Below are 17,312 nucleotides of genomic sequence, written 5' to 3'. Positions count from 1 at the left end.
GGCCCGGCGCACCTCGGACGGCTGGGGGGGGGGGGGGCGCGCCCCTGGGCCGTGTGGGGGGCGGGGGGCCACTGAACTCCCTCCAGGCAACCAACGTGGCCCCTCCGGAAGAAGCCCAGCTTCTTCGGCGAGTAGCTCACCAGCAGGTTCTTCGTCTGCTGGTGGTACACGTGCTACGGGCCCGGATCATGAAAGCGGACGAATGCGCCGGTGTGGCGTCGAGACTGGAAGAACACCGGCTTGCGGCGCAGTGAGGCGGACAGGGCCTGCGCCGGGGGCCGCCGCGGCCCTTGCCGCTCAGGTGTGCTCGGGAGCGGCCCGGGCGACGGCCGTGTAACGCCGCCAGTTGACGCAAGGTGGTCCACGGCCCACGAGTACAGGGCGCACCTGCGTGAATTGATGCGCTTATCGCATGAACAGATCTCGGTTTGATGCTGGACACGGATCCGTTGGTGCTTCGACACTCTCGCGTAACACCTCGGTCTGTCCCACCAGCCCCGCCCACCGCCGCCGAGGGCCGTCCCCGAGAAAGCGAGCGCCGCCATGCTGGCAGCCCTGGGCTCAGCCACCACCCTCGTCATGACCGTCGGTGCACTGGTGGCCGGTGCTTTCTCCTTGTGACCGGCGTCCCGGGCCCGAGCGGAGCCTCCGTCGGCCGCGGACACCGCACGTGCCGTTCGGGCCCACAACGTGCCGCCTGCTTCCGGGAGTCCGGAGTCGGGTGCCGGGACCACACAGAGGCACCTGGTCCGGGTGCCCCACCGACTGAGACGAGGACCCATGAGAGGGATCACCAGACGCACGGTGCTCACCGTCACGGCAGGTGCGGTCAAGGCCACTGTGGGCAAGCAGACAGCGGCTCGCACGGTGACCCGGGTCTACCCCAACGCCGTCGCCGAAGTGGACGACCGATCCGATCCCGGACGGCCGGGGGACCGCCTGATCGTCGAACTCGACCCGAACGACTCCAACGCGCGGGCCGCCGGCACCGATCCCCTTCCGCTCGACCGCGCATACTCCGTCAGACAGGTCGCGGACGTGCGCACCCCGGGAGGTGAACTGGTGCTCAAGGCTGATCCGTTCGCGAGCCGGAACAACGAGATCATCACTCCCGTGGTCGACGAATTCGCCGCCGGTTCCTTCACCGACTCCGCGGGTTTGGAACTGGACTTCCGGCTGTACCGGCCCGAGGGATTCGTACGCAATCCTCAGACGCGCACGCGGTACCCGCTTGTCGTCACCCTGTACGGCGGTGGCGAAGTCGCGGACAACAACATGACCCAGCTCACTTCCAACCGGATCGCGGTCACGTTCGCCAAGCCGGAACGACAGCGCCGCGACCCCGCGTTCGTCCTCTCTCCGCAGATCCCTCTGCCCCGTCCCATGGACGGACCCGACGGCACGGACTGGACCGACGCCAAGGTCCAGGCCGCGCTGATCGAACTCATTGACACCTTCGTGAGCGAGCACTCCCGCAACGTGGACACAGGCTCTACGTCGTCGGCCTGTCCTCAGGCGGGCGTGGCATCTACAGCCTGCTGGCGAAGCGACCCGAGGTGTTCGCGGCTGCCCTGCCCACGGCCGGCTGGGGCGACCCGGCCGCCATGGAGAGGATCACGCACATTCCGATGTGGGCCGACCACTCCGTCGGCGACCCGGTCGTCCCCTACCGGGAGGGTCGGTTCGGCAACCCCGGTACCTGGACACTGATGAACGCGCTCGAGGCCGCCGGTGCACCGGTCAGCCGCGGAGAGTGGGCCAACGATCTGCAAAAGGCGCAATTCGAGGCCCGGTCGCGGGAGCTCCTACGGCAGGCCCGGGCCGCGCGCAGTCACGTCCTGTCCACGAGCCATACGCCCGGAACGACACCGGTGAGCCCACACGTCGCATGGGCCCAGACGTATGAGAACGACGTGGTCATCGACTGGCTCTTCGAACAGTCCCGGTAGCCGGCCGCACGCGGCGGTCACCCACGGCCCCGGCAACTCCGGCAGCGTCGGCGCAGTCTCAGCCCCCGGCAATCCCCTATCAGGAAGGAATTCCGGTCGTTTCTTTTTCCTCCCGCGTAGTGAGAGTTCGCCGCCTGCTCTCGATTTATCTCCCGGAAGCCCGATTCGCCATCTCAATTCCGTCCATCAGAGACATGAATTGTTCAGACTCAAATCGTCGAATACTTTCGTTGGTGAGGAGTCCGCATGGAGTTCAATCGGACATCGGTACGACGTCGCAGCAGAGGCCGGTTGCGCCGCACGGCCCTGATCGCGGGAGCGAGCGCGATGCTCCTTGCCGCGGGCACGGCCGTGGCCCCTGGCGCCTCGGGCGTGGGCGCGGGTGACGCTCGGGGCACCGTCAGCGTGTCTCCCCGCGTCGCTGCCCTCATCGCCCGGATGTCGCTGGACGAGAAGTTGTCCTTCGTCCATGGAGGCACCGATCCCCGTGCCCTCGGCCAGGCCGGATACATCCCCGGGGTTCCCCGCCTGGGCATCCCCGAACTGCGGCTCACCGACGGTCCGGCGGGCGTCCGGGTCAACGCGCACGCCACCGCGATGCCGGCGCCGGTCGCGCTCGCCTCGTCCTTCGACGACCGACTGGCCCGTACGTTCGGCCAGGTCATCGGACGCGACGGCCGTGCGCTCGGCCAGGACGTCCTGCTCTCACCGATGACGAACATCATCCGCGTGCCGTACGCGGGGCGGAACTTCGAGACCTTCAGCGAGGACCCGCTGCTCAGCTCCCGCATGGTGTCCGGCGAGATCGGTGGCGTTCAGAGCCAGGGCCTGATCGCCACCGTCAAGCACTACGCGGAGAACAACCAGGAAGACAACCGCATGGGGGTGAACGTCAACCTCGACGAGCAGACCCTGCGTCAGATCGAGCTGCCCGCCTTCGAGGCCGCCGCCAAGGCCGGCGCCGGTGCGGTGATGTGCTCGTACAACTCGGTGAACGGCAGTCACGGCTGCGGCAGCGACGAACTGCTCAACTCGATCCTCAAGGAGCAGTGGGGCTTCCAGGGCTGGGTCATGTCGGACTGGAGCGCGGCCCACGCGACGACCGACATCGTGAACGGCCTCGACCAGGAGATGCCGAGCGGCGTCTTTCTGGGCGACAAACTGAAGACCGCGATAACGAACGGCACCATTCCGGTCTCGGAGCTCAACGACTCGGTCGCCCGCATCCTGGGTCAGATGAACACATTCGGTCTCCTCGACGGGACCGCGGGCCGGCGGCCCGCACGCGACCCGCAGGGCGGCGCCAAGGTCGCGCAGAAGGTGGCCGAGTCCGGCTCGGTCCTGCTGAAGAACACCGGCAAGGCGCTTCCGCTGACCGGCGAGGACACCGACATCGGACTCATCGGCCCGACCGCGAAGACACCGAAGGTCACCGGCGGCGGCAGCTCCAACGTCGTACCGGACTCCGCTGCCTCGCCACTGGCCACCATCACGCAGCGGGCCGGCCGGAATGCCACGGTGCGCTACGCGGCCGGCGTCGACAACACCGGCGCCCCCATTCCCGCGACGGCCCTCAGCCCCGCCCTGCCGGTCGGCTCGGACGGCACGATCACCGTCACCCCGGCCGCCCCCTTCGACTACAGCGGCACCCTCACGGTGCCGGCCGACGGCGACTACTCCTTCGTCTACGACCTTCCCGCCGCGTACGGCGCGCTGAAGATCGACGGCAAGAGCGTCATCACCGGCTTCCTGGGCTCCAGCAGCGCCACGGTGCACCTCACGGCGGGAACGCACCGTTTCGCGGCCAACGCCCTGGCCATCCAGGGCGCACCGGCCAAGATCCGGCTGAACTGGGTCACCCCGCAGGCCGCGCAGGCCGCCCGGGAGCAGGCCGTGGCCCTTGCCCGCCAGGTGAAGACGCCCATCGTCTTCGCCCACGACGACGGTACCGAGGGCGCCGACCGGAAGAACCTCTCCCTGCCGGCCGACCAGAACGGGCTCATCTCCGCCGTCGCCGACGCCAACCCGAACACGATCGTCGTCCTCAACACGGGATCGTCGATCACCATGCCGTGGCTGTCCAAGGTCAAGGCGGTGCTCGACACGTACTACCCCGGGGAAAACGGGGCCGAGGCCACCGCCCGCCTGCTCTACGGCGACGTGAACCCGTCGGGCAAGACCACCCAGACGTTCCCCGCGAGCGAGTCCGCCACACCGGTCGCCGGCGACCCGCTCAGGTACCCGGGAGTGGACAACCAGGAGAACTACTCCGAGGGCATCTACGTGGGCTACCGCTGGTACGACAAGGAGAAGGCCGCCCCTCTGTTTCCCTTCGGCTACGGCCTGTCGTACACCTCCTTCGCCTACCGCGACCTCGCGGTTCGGCAGAGTCACGGCACGTTGACCGTCTCGTTCACGCTGAAGAACACCGGCACCCGCGACGGTGACGAGGTCGCCCAAGTCTACGTCGGTGCGAGCCCGGAGACCACCGCGCCCCAGGCGGTGCGCTCGCTCGGCGGCTACCAGAAGGTGCATCTGCGCGCCGGTCAGTCGAAGACCGTACGCATCCAGGTCGACGCACAGCAGCTGAAGTACTGGAACGCCTCCTCCCACGCCTGGGAGCTCGGCACCGGGCACCGGGAGGTGTGGGTCGGCTCCTCGTCGCGGACGCTCCCCCTGCACGGCGGCGTCGAGGTCACCCGCTGACCGCCCGGCTCGCGACATCGGCCGGGTGACGAGCGGCGTCTGATGCCGGGCCGGCCCCGGCCCGGCTCCTTCCCTCCACCACCAAGGGGGCCGGCCGCACCGTGCGGTCGGCACCCGGCCAGAGAGGTCCCCATCCATGACTGCCAGCAGAATCCGTACTGCCCTGGGCGGCGCGTTGGTCATGTCCCTCGCCGTCGTCGGGCTGCTGCCCGCGACGGCGTCCGCGACGGCGCCGACCGCGGTGACCACCGACAAGGGCGCCGTGCGCGGCGCCACCTCGAAGGGCGTCGAGAGGTTCCTCGGCATCCCCTACGCGGCGGCGCCCACCGGCTCCCTGCGTTGGAAGCCGCCGCGGCCCGCGGCGCGGTGGACCGGCGTCCGGGAGGCGGCCGACTTCGGCAATCCCTGCCCCGTCCTGCCCAGCGGCAACGGACCACGCAGCGAGACCGAGGACTGCCTCGACGTCAACGTGTGGCGGCCGTCGGGCGTGCGGGCCGGCGCCCGTCTTCCGGTGCACGTCTTCATCCACGGCGGTGGCCTGAACAACGGCAGCGGCTCGCAGAACGACGAGTCGAAGCTCGTCAAGGAGACGGGTGTCATCGGCGTCTCGCTCAACTACCGACTCGGCGCCTTCGGCTTCCTCGGCCTGCCCGCCCTCACCGAAGAGGGCGGCGAGTCCGGCAACTACGGGTTCATGGACCAGCAGGCCGCGCTGCGCTGGGTGCAGCGCAACATAGCCGCCTTCGGCGGTAACCCCGGTGAGGTCACCATCGACGGCGAGTCCGCGGGCGGCTGGTCCGTCTGCGGTCATCTCGTGTCGCCCGGCTCGCGCGGGCTGTTCGCCCGCGCCATGATCCAGAGCGGCTCCTGTCGCAGCGGGCCGCAGGCCCGGGCGGAGGCCGCCGGGACGGCGTTCGCCCGGCAGGCGGGCTGCGACGGCACGGCTCAGGCGGCCGTCCTCGACTGTCTGCGGTCGGCTTCGGCGGGTACGCTCCTCGACGCGAGCCGGACCTTCTCGGCCGGCTTCGTGGACGGAACTCCGACGTTCCCGACCGGACTACGCGAGGCGCTGGACAGCGGGGGGTTCACCCGCGTGCCCGTGGTCGTCGGTGCCAACCGTGACGAGGGCCGCACCTTCGCCGCGGGCTACATAGGCGCGGGCAAGGAGGCCTACCTCGCCTTCGTCCAGAACCTCGCCGGTGCCCGCGCCGACGAGGTCCTCGCCCGTTACCCCTGGCCCGATACGTCCGACCGGTACACCACGGCGTACCTCATCGGCGCGATCATGACCGACTCGGGGAGCGTCGCGGGGATCGGCGGGTGCGGGCTCCGCTCGCTCGCCCGTACCCTTGAGCGGTACACCCCCACCTATGCGTACGAGTTCGACCACCGGACCGGCCCCGGCCTGACGCAGATCCCCGGCTACGTCTGGGGGGCCGGCCACGCCGCGGAACTCGCCTACATCTGGCCCAGCTTCAACAACGGCACACCCATCGCCCCGCTGTTCAACGCCGACGAGCGCCGACTCGCCCGCGAGATGACGCGGTACTGGGGCGCCTTCACGAAGACCGGCCGGCCGACCGTCGCCCGGCAGACGGTCTGGCCTGGCTATCACAGGGGCAAGGGCCTGATGCTGTCGCTGCGGGCTGGGGGCAGGAGTGCCCTGATCGACGACGACCGGTACTCGACGGAACACCAGTGCGCGTTCTGGGACACGACGCCGGGCACGCAGCACTCCTGAGGAGGCCGGGGACTGGAATCGGAGCATCAGCCACCGCGCCAGTCCCCGACTCTGCTCACCCCCACTGTCTCGTGTCGATGTCGGATCCCGTACGAGGCAGGCGAACGGTTTGCTCGTGGTGAGAGAACCGCCGTGACCCGAGGGCTGAACCGGGCGTTTGGTCCGTGACTGGTCCGAAAGCACTGGTCAAGAGGGGTACAGCCGTGGGAGGAATGGGGCATTGGCGCGAGATCCGGGCTCGGTCGAGAGCGGGCTGAGCGTTACATCCGCGTGCCGGACAGGGGGACCGTCTCAAGTAAGTCCAGGCCAGGAGGGTGTCGGCTTGGGAGCGCAGGAAGTCGGCCCACGTGCTGGAGCTCCCGTCGGTCGCCGGATCGACGCCGGCATCCTTCAGGCTCTTCCAGACGGTCGACGCGGCCGCCTTCACTCCCAGCACGAGCAGCTCGCGATGAAGGCGCCTGGCAAGGTCACGATGCCAGCGCAACCGCACCTGCCGCAGAACCGGCAACGGCAGCCGGTGCAGCAGCGCCGCCAGGAACGCCCGATCTCGTCGCGGATGGGGCGGACGGCCTCGACGCCCTTGCCCGTCGGCTCTTCGAGGGCCAGTCGAGGCACCTCTTGCCGGGGAAGACCGGGCCCCGCGTACCGCTGCGGGAATTCGTGATGCCTGCGCCGGCCGCATCCCTGCCCATCCCAGTCTTGAGCGAGACTCTGGACACCAGCATCACCGCAGCATTCCAATGGACCCGCCGGCTGCTCGCAGCTGGAACACCCACCTACGGCGAGAGCTGCGGGTGACGCGGGTCTGTCCAGTGAACGGCGTCTCTGGAGATGCCCGGGTTCAAGCGGTGAACGGAGGAACCATGGCCGAGATTCCAGGGCGCTCAGTAACGAGCAAGGTCGTCGCGCTTTTCGACGCCTTCGGCCCTGACTCCCCTGAGCTCACTCTCAACGAGCTCAGCGCCCGCACCGGGCTGCCCTTGTCGACGGCGCACCGGCTGGCCACCGAGCTCGTCGCGTGGGGCGGACTGGAGCGCTGTGACGGTGCCGGCTACCGGGTCGGGCTACGCATGTGGGAGCTCGGATCGCTCGCCCCTCGCGGCGAGTCGCTGCGCGACGTCGCCCTCTCGGTCATGCAGGACCTGTTCGAGGGGACCAAGGAGAACGTTCATCTCGCCGTCTGTCAGGACAGTCAGGCGCTTTACATAGAGAAGATCTCCGGGGCCGGTGCGCTGCTGGTGAAGTCGCGCCGCGGCGGGCGCCTGCCGCTGCATGCCACCGGGGTCGGCAAGGTGCTGCTGGCTCATGCGCCCAAAGAGGTGCAGGCCAAGGTTCTGGCGGCACCACTGGCGCGGTTCACACGGCACACCATCGTCGAACCCGGCCGGCTCGTCCGGGTCCTCGACGACGTACGCGGCACGGGCGTCGCCTTCGCCTACGAGGAGCTCACGCTGGGGTCACTGTCGGTCGCCGCGCCCATTCGAGACGCCTCGGGAGCGGTTGTCGCGGCACTGGATGTCGTCCTGCACACCACTGGTGGACGCCCGGAACGGCTGGCGCCCGCGGTACGCACCGCCGCCATCTCTATTTCCCGCTCGCTACGTGACCAGCAGATTCGCTCCCATCCCTGACTTTTCCGCTCTGCACTCCCGTTCAATGGGAACGCGGGCTTTCGCCACACCTGCCGCAGCCACGACTGTGACCTTTGCCACCGAAACGGGAAGGTCACCCATGACTGGCAGTACACCGGACGCCGAGGGCGCGGTCCCCACCACGGAGCAGCAGCACGAGATCGACCATTACCTGCAGACGTACCGCGAGATGGCGGGCTTCGTGCCACCGCGTATCCAGGCTCGTTTCGACAGCCTGGGCCGGACGAACCCAGAGCTGCTGCTCGCGCAGGAGAAGGTCCGCAACCTCGTCACCTACACCGATGTGCTGGATCAGAAGACCGTCCAGCTGATCCTGTTCGCCGTGCTGGCGGTGCAGCTGCGGGACGCGGCGAAGATCCACGGACATGCGGCCCGGCGGGCCGGGGCGAGCTGGGAAGAGCTGCAGGCTGCGATCAACCTCGCCTACCTCTTCGGCGGGGTCTCGATCGCCAATCACGCGCCGTCCATCCTGGAGGGCGTCGCCGAGCTGGAAGCCAAGGCCATCGCTGAGGAAGGCACGGTGCGATGAGCAGCCACCCGGAGCCGATGTACGACATCGCCCAGCTCGGCCACGCCGAGCTGCGCACGCCCCGGCTCGAGGAGTCCGTCGCGTTCTTCACCGAGGTCTACGGGCTGACCCTCGTCGGCGAGGACCCCGGTCGGGCGCACCTGCGTGCCTGGAACGACGACGTCCTGACCTCACTCACCCTGACGGGCGCCCCCGAGGCAGGTCTGGGCCACGTGGCGTGGCGGGCGACCAGCCCGCAGGCCCTCGAGCGACGCGTCGCCGCGCTGGAGAAGCACGACGTCGAGGGCGCCTGGCATGACGGCGACTTCGGCCACGGCAAGGCCTACCGCTACACCGGCGTCGGCGGGCATATCCAGGAGGTGTACTTCGAGACCGAGAAGTACGTGCCGCCGCCCGGCGAGGCGCCGGCCCTTCCGAACCAGCCGCAGCGCTTCGCCCCCAAGGGCGCCGCTGCCGCGCGCATCGACCACATCAACCTGCTGGTGCCGGACGTCGCCGAGGCGAGCCGCTTCCAGCAGGAGGTCCTCGGGTTCAAGCTGCGTGAGCGGCTCGTCCCCGCCGGGGGCGACGAGGTCGGCGCTTGGCTGTCGGTCATGACGAAGGCCCACGACCTCGCGCTCACGAAGGAACCCGCCCCCACCACCGGACGGCTGCACCACCTGGCCTACGCCGTGCCCGAGACCTCGGATGTGATCCGCGCCGCCGACGTCTTCCTCGAGAACGACGTGTTCATCGAGTTCGGTCCCGCCAAGCACTCGCGCACTCAAGGTTTCTTCCTCTACGTGTACGAGCCCGGCGGCAACCGCGTCGAGGTGTTCACCGGCGGGATCCACATCTTCGCGCCGGACTTCGAGACCGTCACGTGGGACACCGAGTCGAAAGGCCGCGGCACCGCGTGGGGCCTGGGCGTGCCGGAGTCGTTCCACACCCACGCGACCCCGCCGTTCGCAGGGGCGTCCGCGTGACCGGGCTGACCGCGAGCTACGTGACGCTGCACGGGGCCGGGTTCACCGATCCCGCGCGCACTCCTTTCGCCGCGCGGGCCGCCGCTGCCGCGAGGGCGGGATTCACCGGGATCGGTGTGCAGTTCGCCGACCTCGCGGCGCACGGCGGGGTCGGTGCCGTGCGCACCGTGGCCGCCGATACCGGGCTCGCCGTCACCGAGGCCGAGTTCCTCGGCGGGTGGGCGCTCGCCGAGTCGGTCGCGACGCCCTCGGACGCCGAGGTCACGCTCGCTGAGGCCGCGCGCGCCTGGGGGCCGCTCCGGGTCACCTCCGGCGAGTTCGCCGCCGGACCGGCCGATCCCGGACGCGCGGCCGACCACCTCGCCGAGCTGGCTGCCCGGTTGGCCCCCCTGGACGTCACCCTGGCGGTGGAGGCATTCGCCTGGGGCGCCCTGTGCGACTATCCCGCGGCACTCGACGTGGTCCGGCGCAGCGGGGCGCCGAACGCGGGCGTGATGATCGACATCTGGCACTGGTTCGCCACCGGCGCCGACACCGCCGTGCTCCACGACATCGACGCCAGGGAAGTCGCCGGCGTCCAGCTCAACGACGGTCCCCGGGTCCGCCCGGACGACCCGGACATGCTGTACAAGGCCCGTTCCACCCGGTTACTGCCGGGCAGGGGTGAGCTCCCCGTCCGCGCGCTGGTCGCGGAGCTCCGCAACCTCGGCTACACCGGCCCCTGGTCAGTCGAGGTCAACGACCCGTGGTTCCGCGCCCTGCCGGTCGACGAGGCCGCCCGGCAGGCCTTCGCTTCGGCCACCGCCGTTCTCAACGGCTGATCCGCGGACCTCCGCCTCGCCTCGGCGTGAATCTGTCACAGAATCCAGCTCGAACCTGACACAAGGAAGTGTCTCGTGTCCCATACGAAGACAACGGGCCAAACGCCCCGGAAGGCCGCGCTCGCGTCTTTCCTGGGCAGCATGGTCGAGTATTACGACTTCTTCATTTACGGATCGGCGTCGGCGCTGGTCTTCAGCCATGTGTTCTTCCCCGACGCCGGCGCGACCACCGGCACGCTGGCCGCGCTGGCGACCTTCGCGGTCGCCTACATCGCCCGGCCGATCGGCTCGTTCTTCCTCGGCCACTTCGGCGACCGGATCGGCCGCAAGCGCGTCCTGATCTTCACGCTGGCCACCATGGGCGGTTCGACCTTCCTGATCGGCTGTCTTCCCAGCTACTCCGTCATCGGCGTCTGGGCACCGATCCTGCTGGTGCTGTGCCGTGTGGCGCAGGGGTTCTCCGCCGCAGGCGAGCAGAGCGGCGCGAGTTCGATGACCCTGGAGCATTCTCCCGAGGGCAGGCGCGGCTACTTCACCAGCTTCACTCTCTCCGGGACCCAGGCCGGGCTGGTCGTGGCGACACTGGCCTTCATCCCGGTCGCGGCCCTGCCGACCGAGGCCCTCTATTCCTGGGGCTGGCGGGTGCCGTTCTGGGCCAGCGCCATCGTGGTGGTCGTGGCGATGTTCGTGCGCCGGACGCTGGAGGAGCCGCCCGCCTTCGAGGAGATGAAGGAGAGCCAGGAGGTCGTCAAGTTCCCGCTGACGGTATTCGTCCGCCACTACTGGGGCTCGTTCCTTCGGATCGTCGTCTGCCACCTCTACGGCACGATCTCCACCACCGTGACCGTGTTCGGCCTGGGGTACGCGGTGGAGCAGTGGAACATCTCGCGCTCCTCGATGCTGTGGACGATCGTGATCTCCAACATCGGCCAAGTCGTCACGATCCCGTTGTGGGCCAAGCTGTCGGACAAGATCGGCCGCCGCCCGGTGTTCGCCGCGGGCGCCCTGGGCTGCGCCGCGTCGGTGTTCGTCTACTTCTGGGCCATCACGACCTCGAACTGGTCACTCGTCGTGCTCGCCTCAGTCCTGCTGGGCTCGGTGTGCTACGCCGCGCCGAACGGCGTCTGGCCGTCCCTGTACGCGGAGATGTTCGACGCCCGGGTCCGCTACACCGGCATGGCGGTCTCGACCCAGTTCGCAAACGTGCCCCAGGGCTTCCTGCCCACCATCGCCGCGCTCATGATCGGCACGGGTGCGTTCGGCTGGGTTCCGCTCGCGATCCTGCTCGCCGTGCTCTGCGTGCTCGCCGCGGCGGCGGCCTTCGCAGGCCGCGAGACCGCCCACGTGCCGTTGAAACAGCTGGGACGCACCCCGCGGACGACCGCAGCAGCCCCCGCAGCCCGCGTGACCACCACCTTGTGAGGAGCCTCCATGCGACACGGCCGCCTGCTGATCCTGAACGGCCCGAACCTGAACATGCTCGGGACCCGTGAGCCCGCCCTCTACGGTGCCGACACCCTCGCTGACGTCGAGCGGATCACCGCGCAACGCGCGGAGGCGCTCGGATACAAAGCCGACTTCTTGCAGAGCAATTGGGAGGGCGCGCTTGTCGACCGGCTCCACGAGGCGCGCGGGGGCACGGACGGCGTCGTGATCAACCCGGGTGCGTTCACCCACACGTCCGTGGCATTGCGTGACGCGCTGCTCGCCTCCGAACTGCTCATCGCCGAGGTGCACATCACCAATGTGCACAAGCGCGAGGAGTTCCGGCACCACTCCTACGTCTCCGACATCGCCGAGGCAGTCTTCGTCGGAGCCGGGATCCAGGGCTACGTCTACGGGGTCGAGGCGCTGGACCGTGCCCTCGTACGGAAGGACGCCCTATGAGCGCGCTGCGGACCGGCATCATCGGAACCGGGATCGCCGTCAACCACGCCGCCGCGCTTCAGGCGATCCCCGGTGTCGACCTGGTGGGCGTCGACGACATCGAGCCCGACCGTGCGGCGGCGTTCGGCGCATGGTTGGCAATTCCGCGCCACGCCCCGGACCCGGAGAGCTTCCCGGCGTCCGGATCGGACGCGGTGACGGTGCCGGTCACCCCGCGTTCCGCGGTCGCCACGATCCGGATGATCGAGCCCGTGCTCGCCTCGGCCGACCCCAAGGGGGAATCGTGACGACTCTGCTGACGGGCCTGATCGGAAGCGGGATCGGGTCCTCGCTGTCCCCTGCGATGCACGAGCGGGAGGCTACAGTGCTCGGCCTTGAGCTGCGCTACGACCTGTGGGACCTCCACGCCCTGGGGGCCTCTCCGGGTGATGTCGGCGACCTGCTGCTGCGAGCCAGGGATGGCGGCTACCGGGGCCTCAACATCACGCATCCCTGCAAACAGCTGGTCCTCGCGCACCTGGACACCCTGTCCCCTGATGCGGCAGCGATCGGCGCGGTGAACACCGTGGTCATCGGTGAGGACGGCTTCGCGGGCCACAACACCGACTGGACCGGCTTCCGGCGCGGCCTCGTCGACGGGCTCGCGGGCGCCCCGCTGGACCGGGTCGTCCTCGTCGGCGCGGGCGGGGCGGGCGCCGCGGCAGCCTACGCGCTGCTCGACCTCGGTACTGAGCGACTCGACGTCGTCGACGCCGACCCGGACCGGGCGGCTCGCCTCGCCGCCGACCTCGACCCGTACCGGGTCCGCGGTGGCAGACTCACCGAGCTCCCGACGCTGCTCGCGAACGCGCACGGGGTCGTGCACGCAACCCCGGTCGGGATGGCTGATCACCCCGGCCAGGCAGTGCCCGGCAACTGCCTGCGGCCCGACCTCTGGGTCGCCGAGATCGTGTTCCGGCCGCTCCACACCGCTCTGCTCGCGGCCGCCGCCGAGGCGGGCGCGGTCTTCCTCGACGGCGGCCGGATGAACGCCCACCAGGCCGCCGATGCCTTCCGGCTGTTCACCGGCCTGGAGCCGGATCCCTCGCGGATGTACGCCCACCTGCGCGAACTCGTCGCCCCTGAAGTCTCCCGCGCTCCGCTGAGCGGGGCGCTCTCTCCCCACCCGATCGAGAGGATGTGACGGTCCCACCATGGGGCAGCAGAAGATCCCGGCGGCCATAGTCGGCCCCGGGAACATAGGCACCGACCTGCTGGCGAAGCTCGCCCACAGCCAGGTGATCGACGTCCGGTATGTCGTGGGCATCGTCGAGTCCGACGGTCTGGCCCGCGCCCGCGCCCGCGGCATCGAGGCCAGCGCGGAGGGGGTGGACTGGCTGCTCCGACAGGACCCGCTCCCGCAGATCGTGTTCGAGGCAACCTCGGCCAAGGCCCACGCCGCCAGCGCCCCGCGCTACGCGGAAGCGGGCATCCAGGCTGTCGACCTCACCCCGGCGCACCTGGGCCCCATGGTCTCGCCGGCCGTCAACGGCGCCGACCACATCGCGTCGCCCAACATCTCGATGATCACCTGCGGCGGCCAGGCCACCATCCCGATCGTGCACGCCGTCTCCCGGATCACACCGGTGCCCTATGCGGAGATCGTCGCATCCATCGCGTCCCGCTCGGCGGGTGCGGGCACCCGTGCGAACATTGACGAGTTCACGCACACCACCGGGCAGGCCGTGGCCGAAGTCGGTGGCGCGACCCGTGGCAAGGCGATCATCATCCTCAACCCGGTCGAGCCGCCGATGATCATGCGGGACACCGTGTTCTGCATGATCGGCGACGACGCCGACCGAGCAGCGATCACCGCTTCGGTCCACGAGATGGTCGCCGCGGTCCAGGAATACGTGCCCGGCTACACGCTGCGTGCCGAGCCCCAGTTCGACGAGCCGACCGAGGCCTGGGGTGGGCACGCCCGGGTCGCGGTGTTCCTCGAGGTCAAGGGCAACGGCGACTACCTGCCGCCCTTCGCCGGGAACCTCGACATCATGACCGCCGCGGCTGCCCGGATCGGCGAGCTGATGGCCCGCGCCAAGCTGGAGGTCTCCGCATGACCCGCCCCGTGCTGCGCGACGACGTCCGCATCATCGACACCACCTTGCGCGACGGTAGCCACGCCGTGGCGCACCGCTTCACCGAAACCCAAGTCCGCGACACTGTCCGCGCGCTGGACGCCGCCGGGATGGAGTGGATCGAGGTCAGCCACGGTGACGGCGTCGGCGGTTCCTCATTCAACTACGGTTTCTCCGGCACCGACGAGATGAGCCTGATCAACGCCGCCCGCGAGGAGGCCCGCCGGGCGAAGATCGCCGTCCTGCTGGTCCCCGGCATCGGCACGGTCGACGACCTCAAACGTGCCCACGACGCCGGCGCCGAGATGGTCCGTGTGGCCACCCACTGCACCGAGGCCGACGTCTCCCCGCAGCATTTCGCCGTGGCCCGGGAGCTGGGCATGGAGACTGCCGGGTTCCTGATGATGGCTCACAAAACCGACCCGGAGAACCTGGCGAAGCAGGCCCGGATCATGATCGACGCCGGCTGCCAGGCACCGTACGTCACCGACTCCGCCGGCGCTCTGCTCATGGACGACGCGCGCGCTCGCTTCGAGGCCCTGGTCGCCGAGGTCGGTGACGAGGCCTGGGTCGGTTACCACGGTCACCAGAACATGGGTTTGGGCGTCGCGAACTCCGTGATCGCGCACCAGGTCGGCGTCCGCTACATCGACGGCTCACTGTGCGCGCTCGGTGCCGGCGCGGGAAACTCCCCCACCGAGGTGCTCGGGGCGGTGTTCGACCGGCTCGGCGTCGCGACCGGGCTCGACGCCGGGCTGCTGCTCGACGCTGCCGAAGAGGTCGTCCGGCCCTACCTGAGCCGGTGGCCGAAGATGGACCGCAACGCGATCATGCAGGGCTGGGCAGGGGTCTACTCAAGCTTCCTGCTGCATGCCGAGCGTGCGGCCGAGCGGTACAAGGTCCCCGCGCACGCCATCTTGCGCCGCTGCGGCGAGCGCGGCTACGTCGGCGGCCAGGAGGACATGATCATCGACATCGCCATCGCGCTGGCCGAGGAGCAGACCACATGACCGATACGACGGCCAAGGCCCACGCTCTCTACGAGGCCCGGCGCACCCGTACCGCGATCCCGCCGTTCACCGACGCCGAACCCGGTCTCGGCATGGACGACGGCTACGCCATCCAGCAGGAGCTCGTGCAACTCCTGCTCGCCGACGGCGATCGGGTCGTGGGGCACAAAGTCGGGCTCACCGCTGCCCCGATGCAGAAGGCGCTCGGCATCGACACTCCCGATTACGGACCGGTTCTGGCCTCCACCCTCTACCGCGACGGGGACGCGGTCCCGCTCGACGCGTTCGTGGCACCCAAGGTCGAGGCCGAGATCGTCTTCGTTCTGGGCGACCGGCTCGAGGGCCCGGGTGTCACCGTCACCCAGGCCCGGGCCGCCATCGCGGGTGCCGTGGCCGGGATGGAGATCATCGACTCCAGGATCGCGGACTGGCGGATCAAACTCGCCGACACCGTCGCCGACCTGGCGTCGAACGGCGCCATGGCCACCTCCAGTCGCATCGTGCCTCTCGACGACGGTCCGAACGGCTGGGATCCCCGGCTGGCCGGGATGGTTCTGACCCGCAACGGCGAATTGGTCGACACGGGCGCCGGCGCCGCCGCGCTGGGAGACCCGGTCGCCGTCGTCGCGTGGCTGGCGAACACCCTGGGCGAGCACGGGGTTGCCCTGGAGCCTGGGCACCTGATTCTGACGGGCGCGCTGCACGCGGCCCTTCCCATGAACCCGGGCGACGTGTTCCGGGCCGAGTTCGACCGGCTGGGCCCGGTGACGGTGAGGATCGCATGAGCGTGAACGTAAGCGAGTTGGCCGCCCGGCTGAGCAAGGCCGTTGCGGATCGTACCGCCATCACCAAGCTGACCGACGAGTTCCCCGAACTCGACATCCCCACCGGATATCGGGTGCAGCGCGAGCTACGGTCCGCGACCGGACAGATCGCCGGCTGGAAGCTCGGCGTCACCTCACGTGCCAAGCAAGCCCAGGTCGGAGTGGACAGCCCGATCTACGGCTTCCTGCCGGCCACGGGGGCAGTGGACCTCGGCGAGCCACTGGACACCTCGGCGCTCATCCAGCCGCGCTGCGAGCCGGAGATCGTGTTCACTCTGGGTCGGGACCTCAAAGGCCCGCACATCACCGCAGCCGATGTCGTCGCCGCGTCGTCGGGGGTCGCCGTCGGTATCGAGGTCCTCGACTCCCGATTCGTGGACTACGGCTTCACCATGGCCGACGTTGTCGCGGACAACACCTCGGCGAGCCGGTTCGTCGTCGGCGTGCCGGTCACGACGCCCGGGATCGACCTGCGCCTGGTGGGCGTCCTCCTGGAGAAGAACGGTGAGGTGGTCGCGACCGCCTCCGGAGCGGCGTCGCTGGGTCACCCGGCAGCCGCGGTCGCCTGGCTCGTCCGGCAGCTCGCCGCCGAGGACGAAGGCCTGGCCGCCGGGCAGATCGTGCTCTCCGGCGGACTCACCGCCGCCGTCCCGGTCAGGCCCGGGGATGTCGTCACCGCGACCATCGATCGCCTCGGCTCAGTAGAGCTGGGCTGCCGGTGACCCAACGCTGCAAGCAGGGCGAGCACGTCGCGGGCCCAGCCTCCGGGCGGTTCAGATGTAGGCGGTTGTCATCGGGGCGGGAAATGACTGGGTCCGCCCGAGTTCGAGGAGGCCCTTCGCGTCGCCCGGGAGGCTGTACGAGATGAAGCGGCTCGGACGGGACGCCGCCGAGCCGGCCGCATTGCCTCGGTGATCAGATATGCCCCTTCTCTGAGCTGTTCGTCTGTCCAGCAGGTCACGTCCAGTAGCAGTCCGTCCAGCGGCCCGCCACGCCGACGGGTTGATTCTTGTGCCCGGAAACGACGAAAGGCCCGGTTCTGAGCGAGCTATCCCAGATAACCGGGGCATCGCGTTTTCACGGTCGTGGCGGTCACAACTTCGCCCCCGCG

The 17,312-nt window shown here is 69.6% G+C and carries 16 protein-coding genes and 1 pseudogene; 16 read left to right on the top strand and 1 reads right to left on the bottom strand.

The window, feature by feature from the left end; translation table 11 throughout:
- The first annotated feature begins 780 nt into the window (after positions 1 to 780).
- The 4 genes from ACFXB5_RS29920 (at position 781) to ACFXB5_RS29905 (ending at position 6,396) form a co-directional block, all read left to right on the top strand.
- Complete coding sequence (locus ACFXB5_RS29920; protein WP_385213397.1) at positions 781 to 1,710, top strand: hypothetical protein; 930 nt, start codon at positions 781 to 783, stop codon at positions 1,708 to 1,710.
- The gene (locus ACFXB5_RS29915) at positions 1,710 to 1,949 is read left to right on the top strand and encodes a hypothetical protein (protein ID WP_385213394.1); all 240 of its coding nucleotides are present in this window, start codon (positions 1,710 to 1,712) and stop codon (positions 1,947 to 1,949) included. Before ACFXB5_RS29920 ends, ACFXB5_RS29915 begins: the two co-directional genes overlap by 1 nt.
- A gap of 246 nt (positions 1,950 to 2,195) precedes the next feature.
- Positions 2,196 to 4,655 (top strand): beta-glucosidase, encoded by a 2,460-nt coding sequence (locus tag ACFXB5_RS29910; RefSeq protein WP_385213393.1) that lies wholly within the window; start codon positions 2,196 to 2,198, stop codon positions 4,653 to 4,655.
- A 136-nt stretch (positions 4,656 to 4,791) separates the two neighbouring features.
- A complete protein-coding gene (locus ACFXB5_RS29905) occupies positions 4,792 to 6,396 on the top strand; it encodes a carboxylesterase/lipase family protein (RefSeq protein WP_385213390.1) in 1,605 nt (534 codons plus the stop codon).
- A gap of 543 nt (positions 6,397 to 6,939) precedes the next feature.
- Here the strand turns inward: ACFXB5_RS29905 and ACFXB5_RS29900 are convergent.
- Positions 6,940 to 7,043, bottom strand: a pseudogene (locus tag ACFXB5_RS29900) (phosphotyrosine protein phosphatase); the annotation flags it as partial.
- A 216-nt stretch (positions 7,044 to 7,259) separates the two neighbouring features.
- Between ACFXB5_RS29900 and ACFXB5_RS29895 the strand changes: the two are divergent.
- From ACFXB5_RS29895 to ACFXB5_RS29840, 12 genes are all read left to right on the top strand, one after another.
- Entirely contained in the window at positions 7,260 to 8,027 is a 768-nt protein-coding gene (locus tag ACFXB5_RS29895; protein ID WP_385213389.1) for an IclR family transcriptional regulator, read from the top strand.
- A 100-nt stretch (positions 8,028 to 8,127) separates the two neighbouring features.
- Positions 8,128 to 8,577, top strand: coding sequence for a carboxymuconolactone decarboxylase family protein (locus ACFXB5_RS29890; RefSeq protein WP_050800077.1), 450 nt, complete (start codon positions 8,128 to 8,130; stop codon positions 8,575 to 8,577).
- Positions 8,574 to 9,542, top strand: coding sequence for a VOC family protein (locus ACFXB5_RS29885; protein ID WP_385213387.1), 969 nt, complete (start codon positions 8,574 to 8,576; stop codon positions 9,540 to 9,542). The genes ACFXB5_RS29890 and ACFXB5_RS29885 overlap by 4 nt, the downstream gene beginning before the upstream one ends.
- Positions 9,539 to 10,363 carry a sugar phosphate isomerase/epimerase family protein gene (locus tag ACFXB5_RS29880; protein WP_385213384.1) on the top strand — a complete coding sequence of 275 codons (825 nt, stop codon included), beginning with the start codon at positions 9,539 to 9,541 and terminating at the stop codon, positions 10,361 to 10,363. The genes ACFXB5_RS29885 and ACFXB5_RS29880 overlap by 4 nt, the downstream gene beginning before the upstream one ends.
- A gap of 75 nt (positions 10,364 to 10,438) precedes the next feature.
- A complete protein-coding gene (locus ACFXB5_RS29875) occupies positions 10,439 to 11,785 on the top strand; it encodes an MFS transporter (protein ID WP_385213382.1) in 1,347 nt (448 codons plus the stop codon).
- A 9-nt stretch (positions 11,786 to 11,794) separates the two neighbouring features.
- Complete coding sequence (aroQ, locus tag ACFXB5_RS29870; protein ID WP_009719469.1) at positions 11,795 to 12,250, top strand: type II 3-dehydroquinate dehydratase; 456 nt, start codon at positions 11,795 to 11,797, stop codon at positions 12,248 to 12,250.
- A complete protein-coding gene (locus ACFXB5_RS29865; RefSeq protein ID WP_385213379.1) occupies positions 12,247 to 12,537 on the top strand; it encodes a hypothetical protein in 291 nt (96 codons plus the stop codon). Before aroQ ends, ACFXB5_RS29865 begins: the two co-directional genes overlap by 4 nt.
- On the top strand, positions 12,534 to 13,433 hold the full coding sequence (locus ACFXB5_RS29860) for a shikimate dehydrogenase (protein WP_385213376.1): 900 nt from the start codon (positions 12,534 to 12,536) through the stop codon (positions 13,431 to 13,433). The genes ACFXB5_RS29865 and ACFXB5_RS29860 overlap by 4 nt, the downstream gene beginning before the upstream one ends.
- A 10-nt stretch (positions 13,434 to 13,443) precedes the next feature.
- Positions 13,444 to 14,349: an acetaldehyde dehydrogenase (acetylating) gene (locus tag ACFXB5_RS29855; protein WP_385213374.1), complete on the top strand. Its 906-nt coding sequence runs from the start codon at positions 13,444 to 13,446 to the stop codon at positions 14,347 to 14,349.
- Positions 14,346 to 15,377, top strand: a complete 1,032-nt coding sequence (gene dmpG, locus ACFXB5_RS29850) for a 4-hydroxy-2-oxovalerate aldolase (protein WP_385213371.1) — start codon at positions 14,346 to 14,348, stop codon at positions 15,375 to 15,377. The genes ACFXB5_RS29855 and dmpG overlap by 4 nt, the downstream gene beginning before the upstream one ends.
- Positions 15,374 to 16,162, top strand: coding sequence for a 2-keto-4-pentenoate hydratase (locus ACFXB5_RS29845; protein WP_385213368.1), 789 nt, complete (start codon positions 15,374 to 15,376; stop codon positions 16,160 to 16,162). Before dmpG ends, ACFXB5_RS29845 begins: the two co-directional genes overlap by 4 nt.
- Complete coding sequence (locus ACFXB5_RS29840; RefSeq protein WP_385213365.1) at positions 16,159 to 16,923, top strand: 2-keto-4-pentenoate hydratase; 765 nt, start codon at positions 16,159 to 16,161, stop codon at positions 16,921 to 16,923. The genes ACFXB5_RS29845 and ACFXB5_RS29840 overlap by 4 nt, the downstream gene beginning before the upstream one ends.
- The last annotated feature ends 389 nt before the right edge of the window (positions 16,924 to 17,312 follow it).

This window comes from Streptomyces sp. NPDC059455, assembly GCF_042750115.1.
GTDB lineage: Bacteria > Actinomycetota > Actinomycetes > Streptomycetales > Streptomycetaceae > Streptomyces > Streptomyces endocoffeicus.
This window is presented reverse-complemented; position numbering and strand designations above follow the sequence as displayed.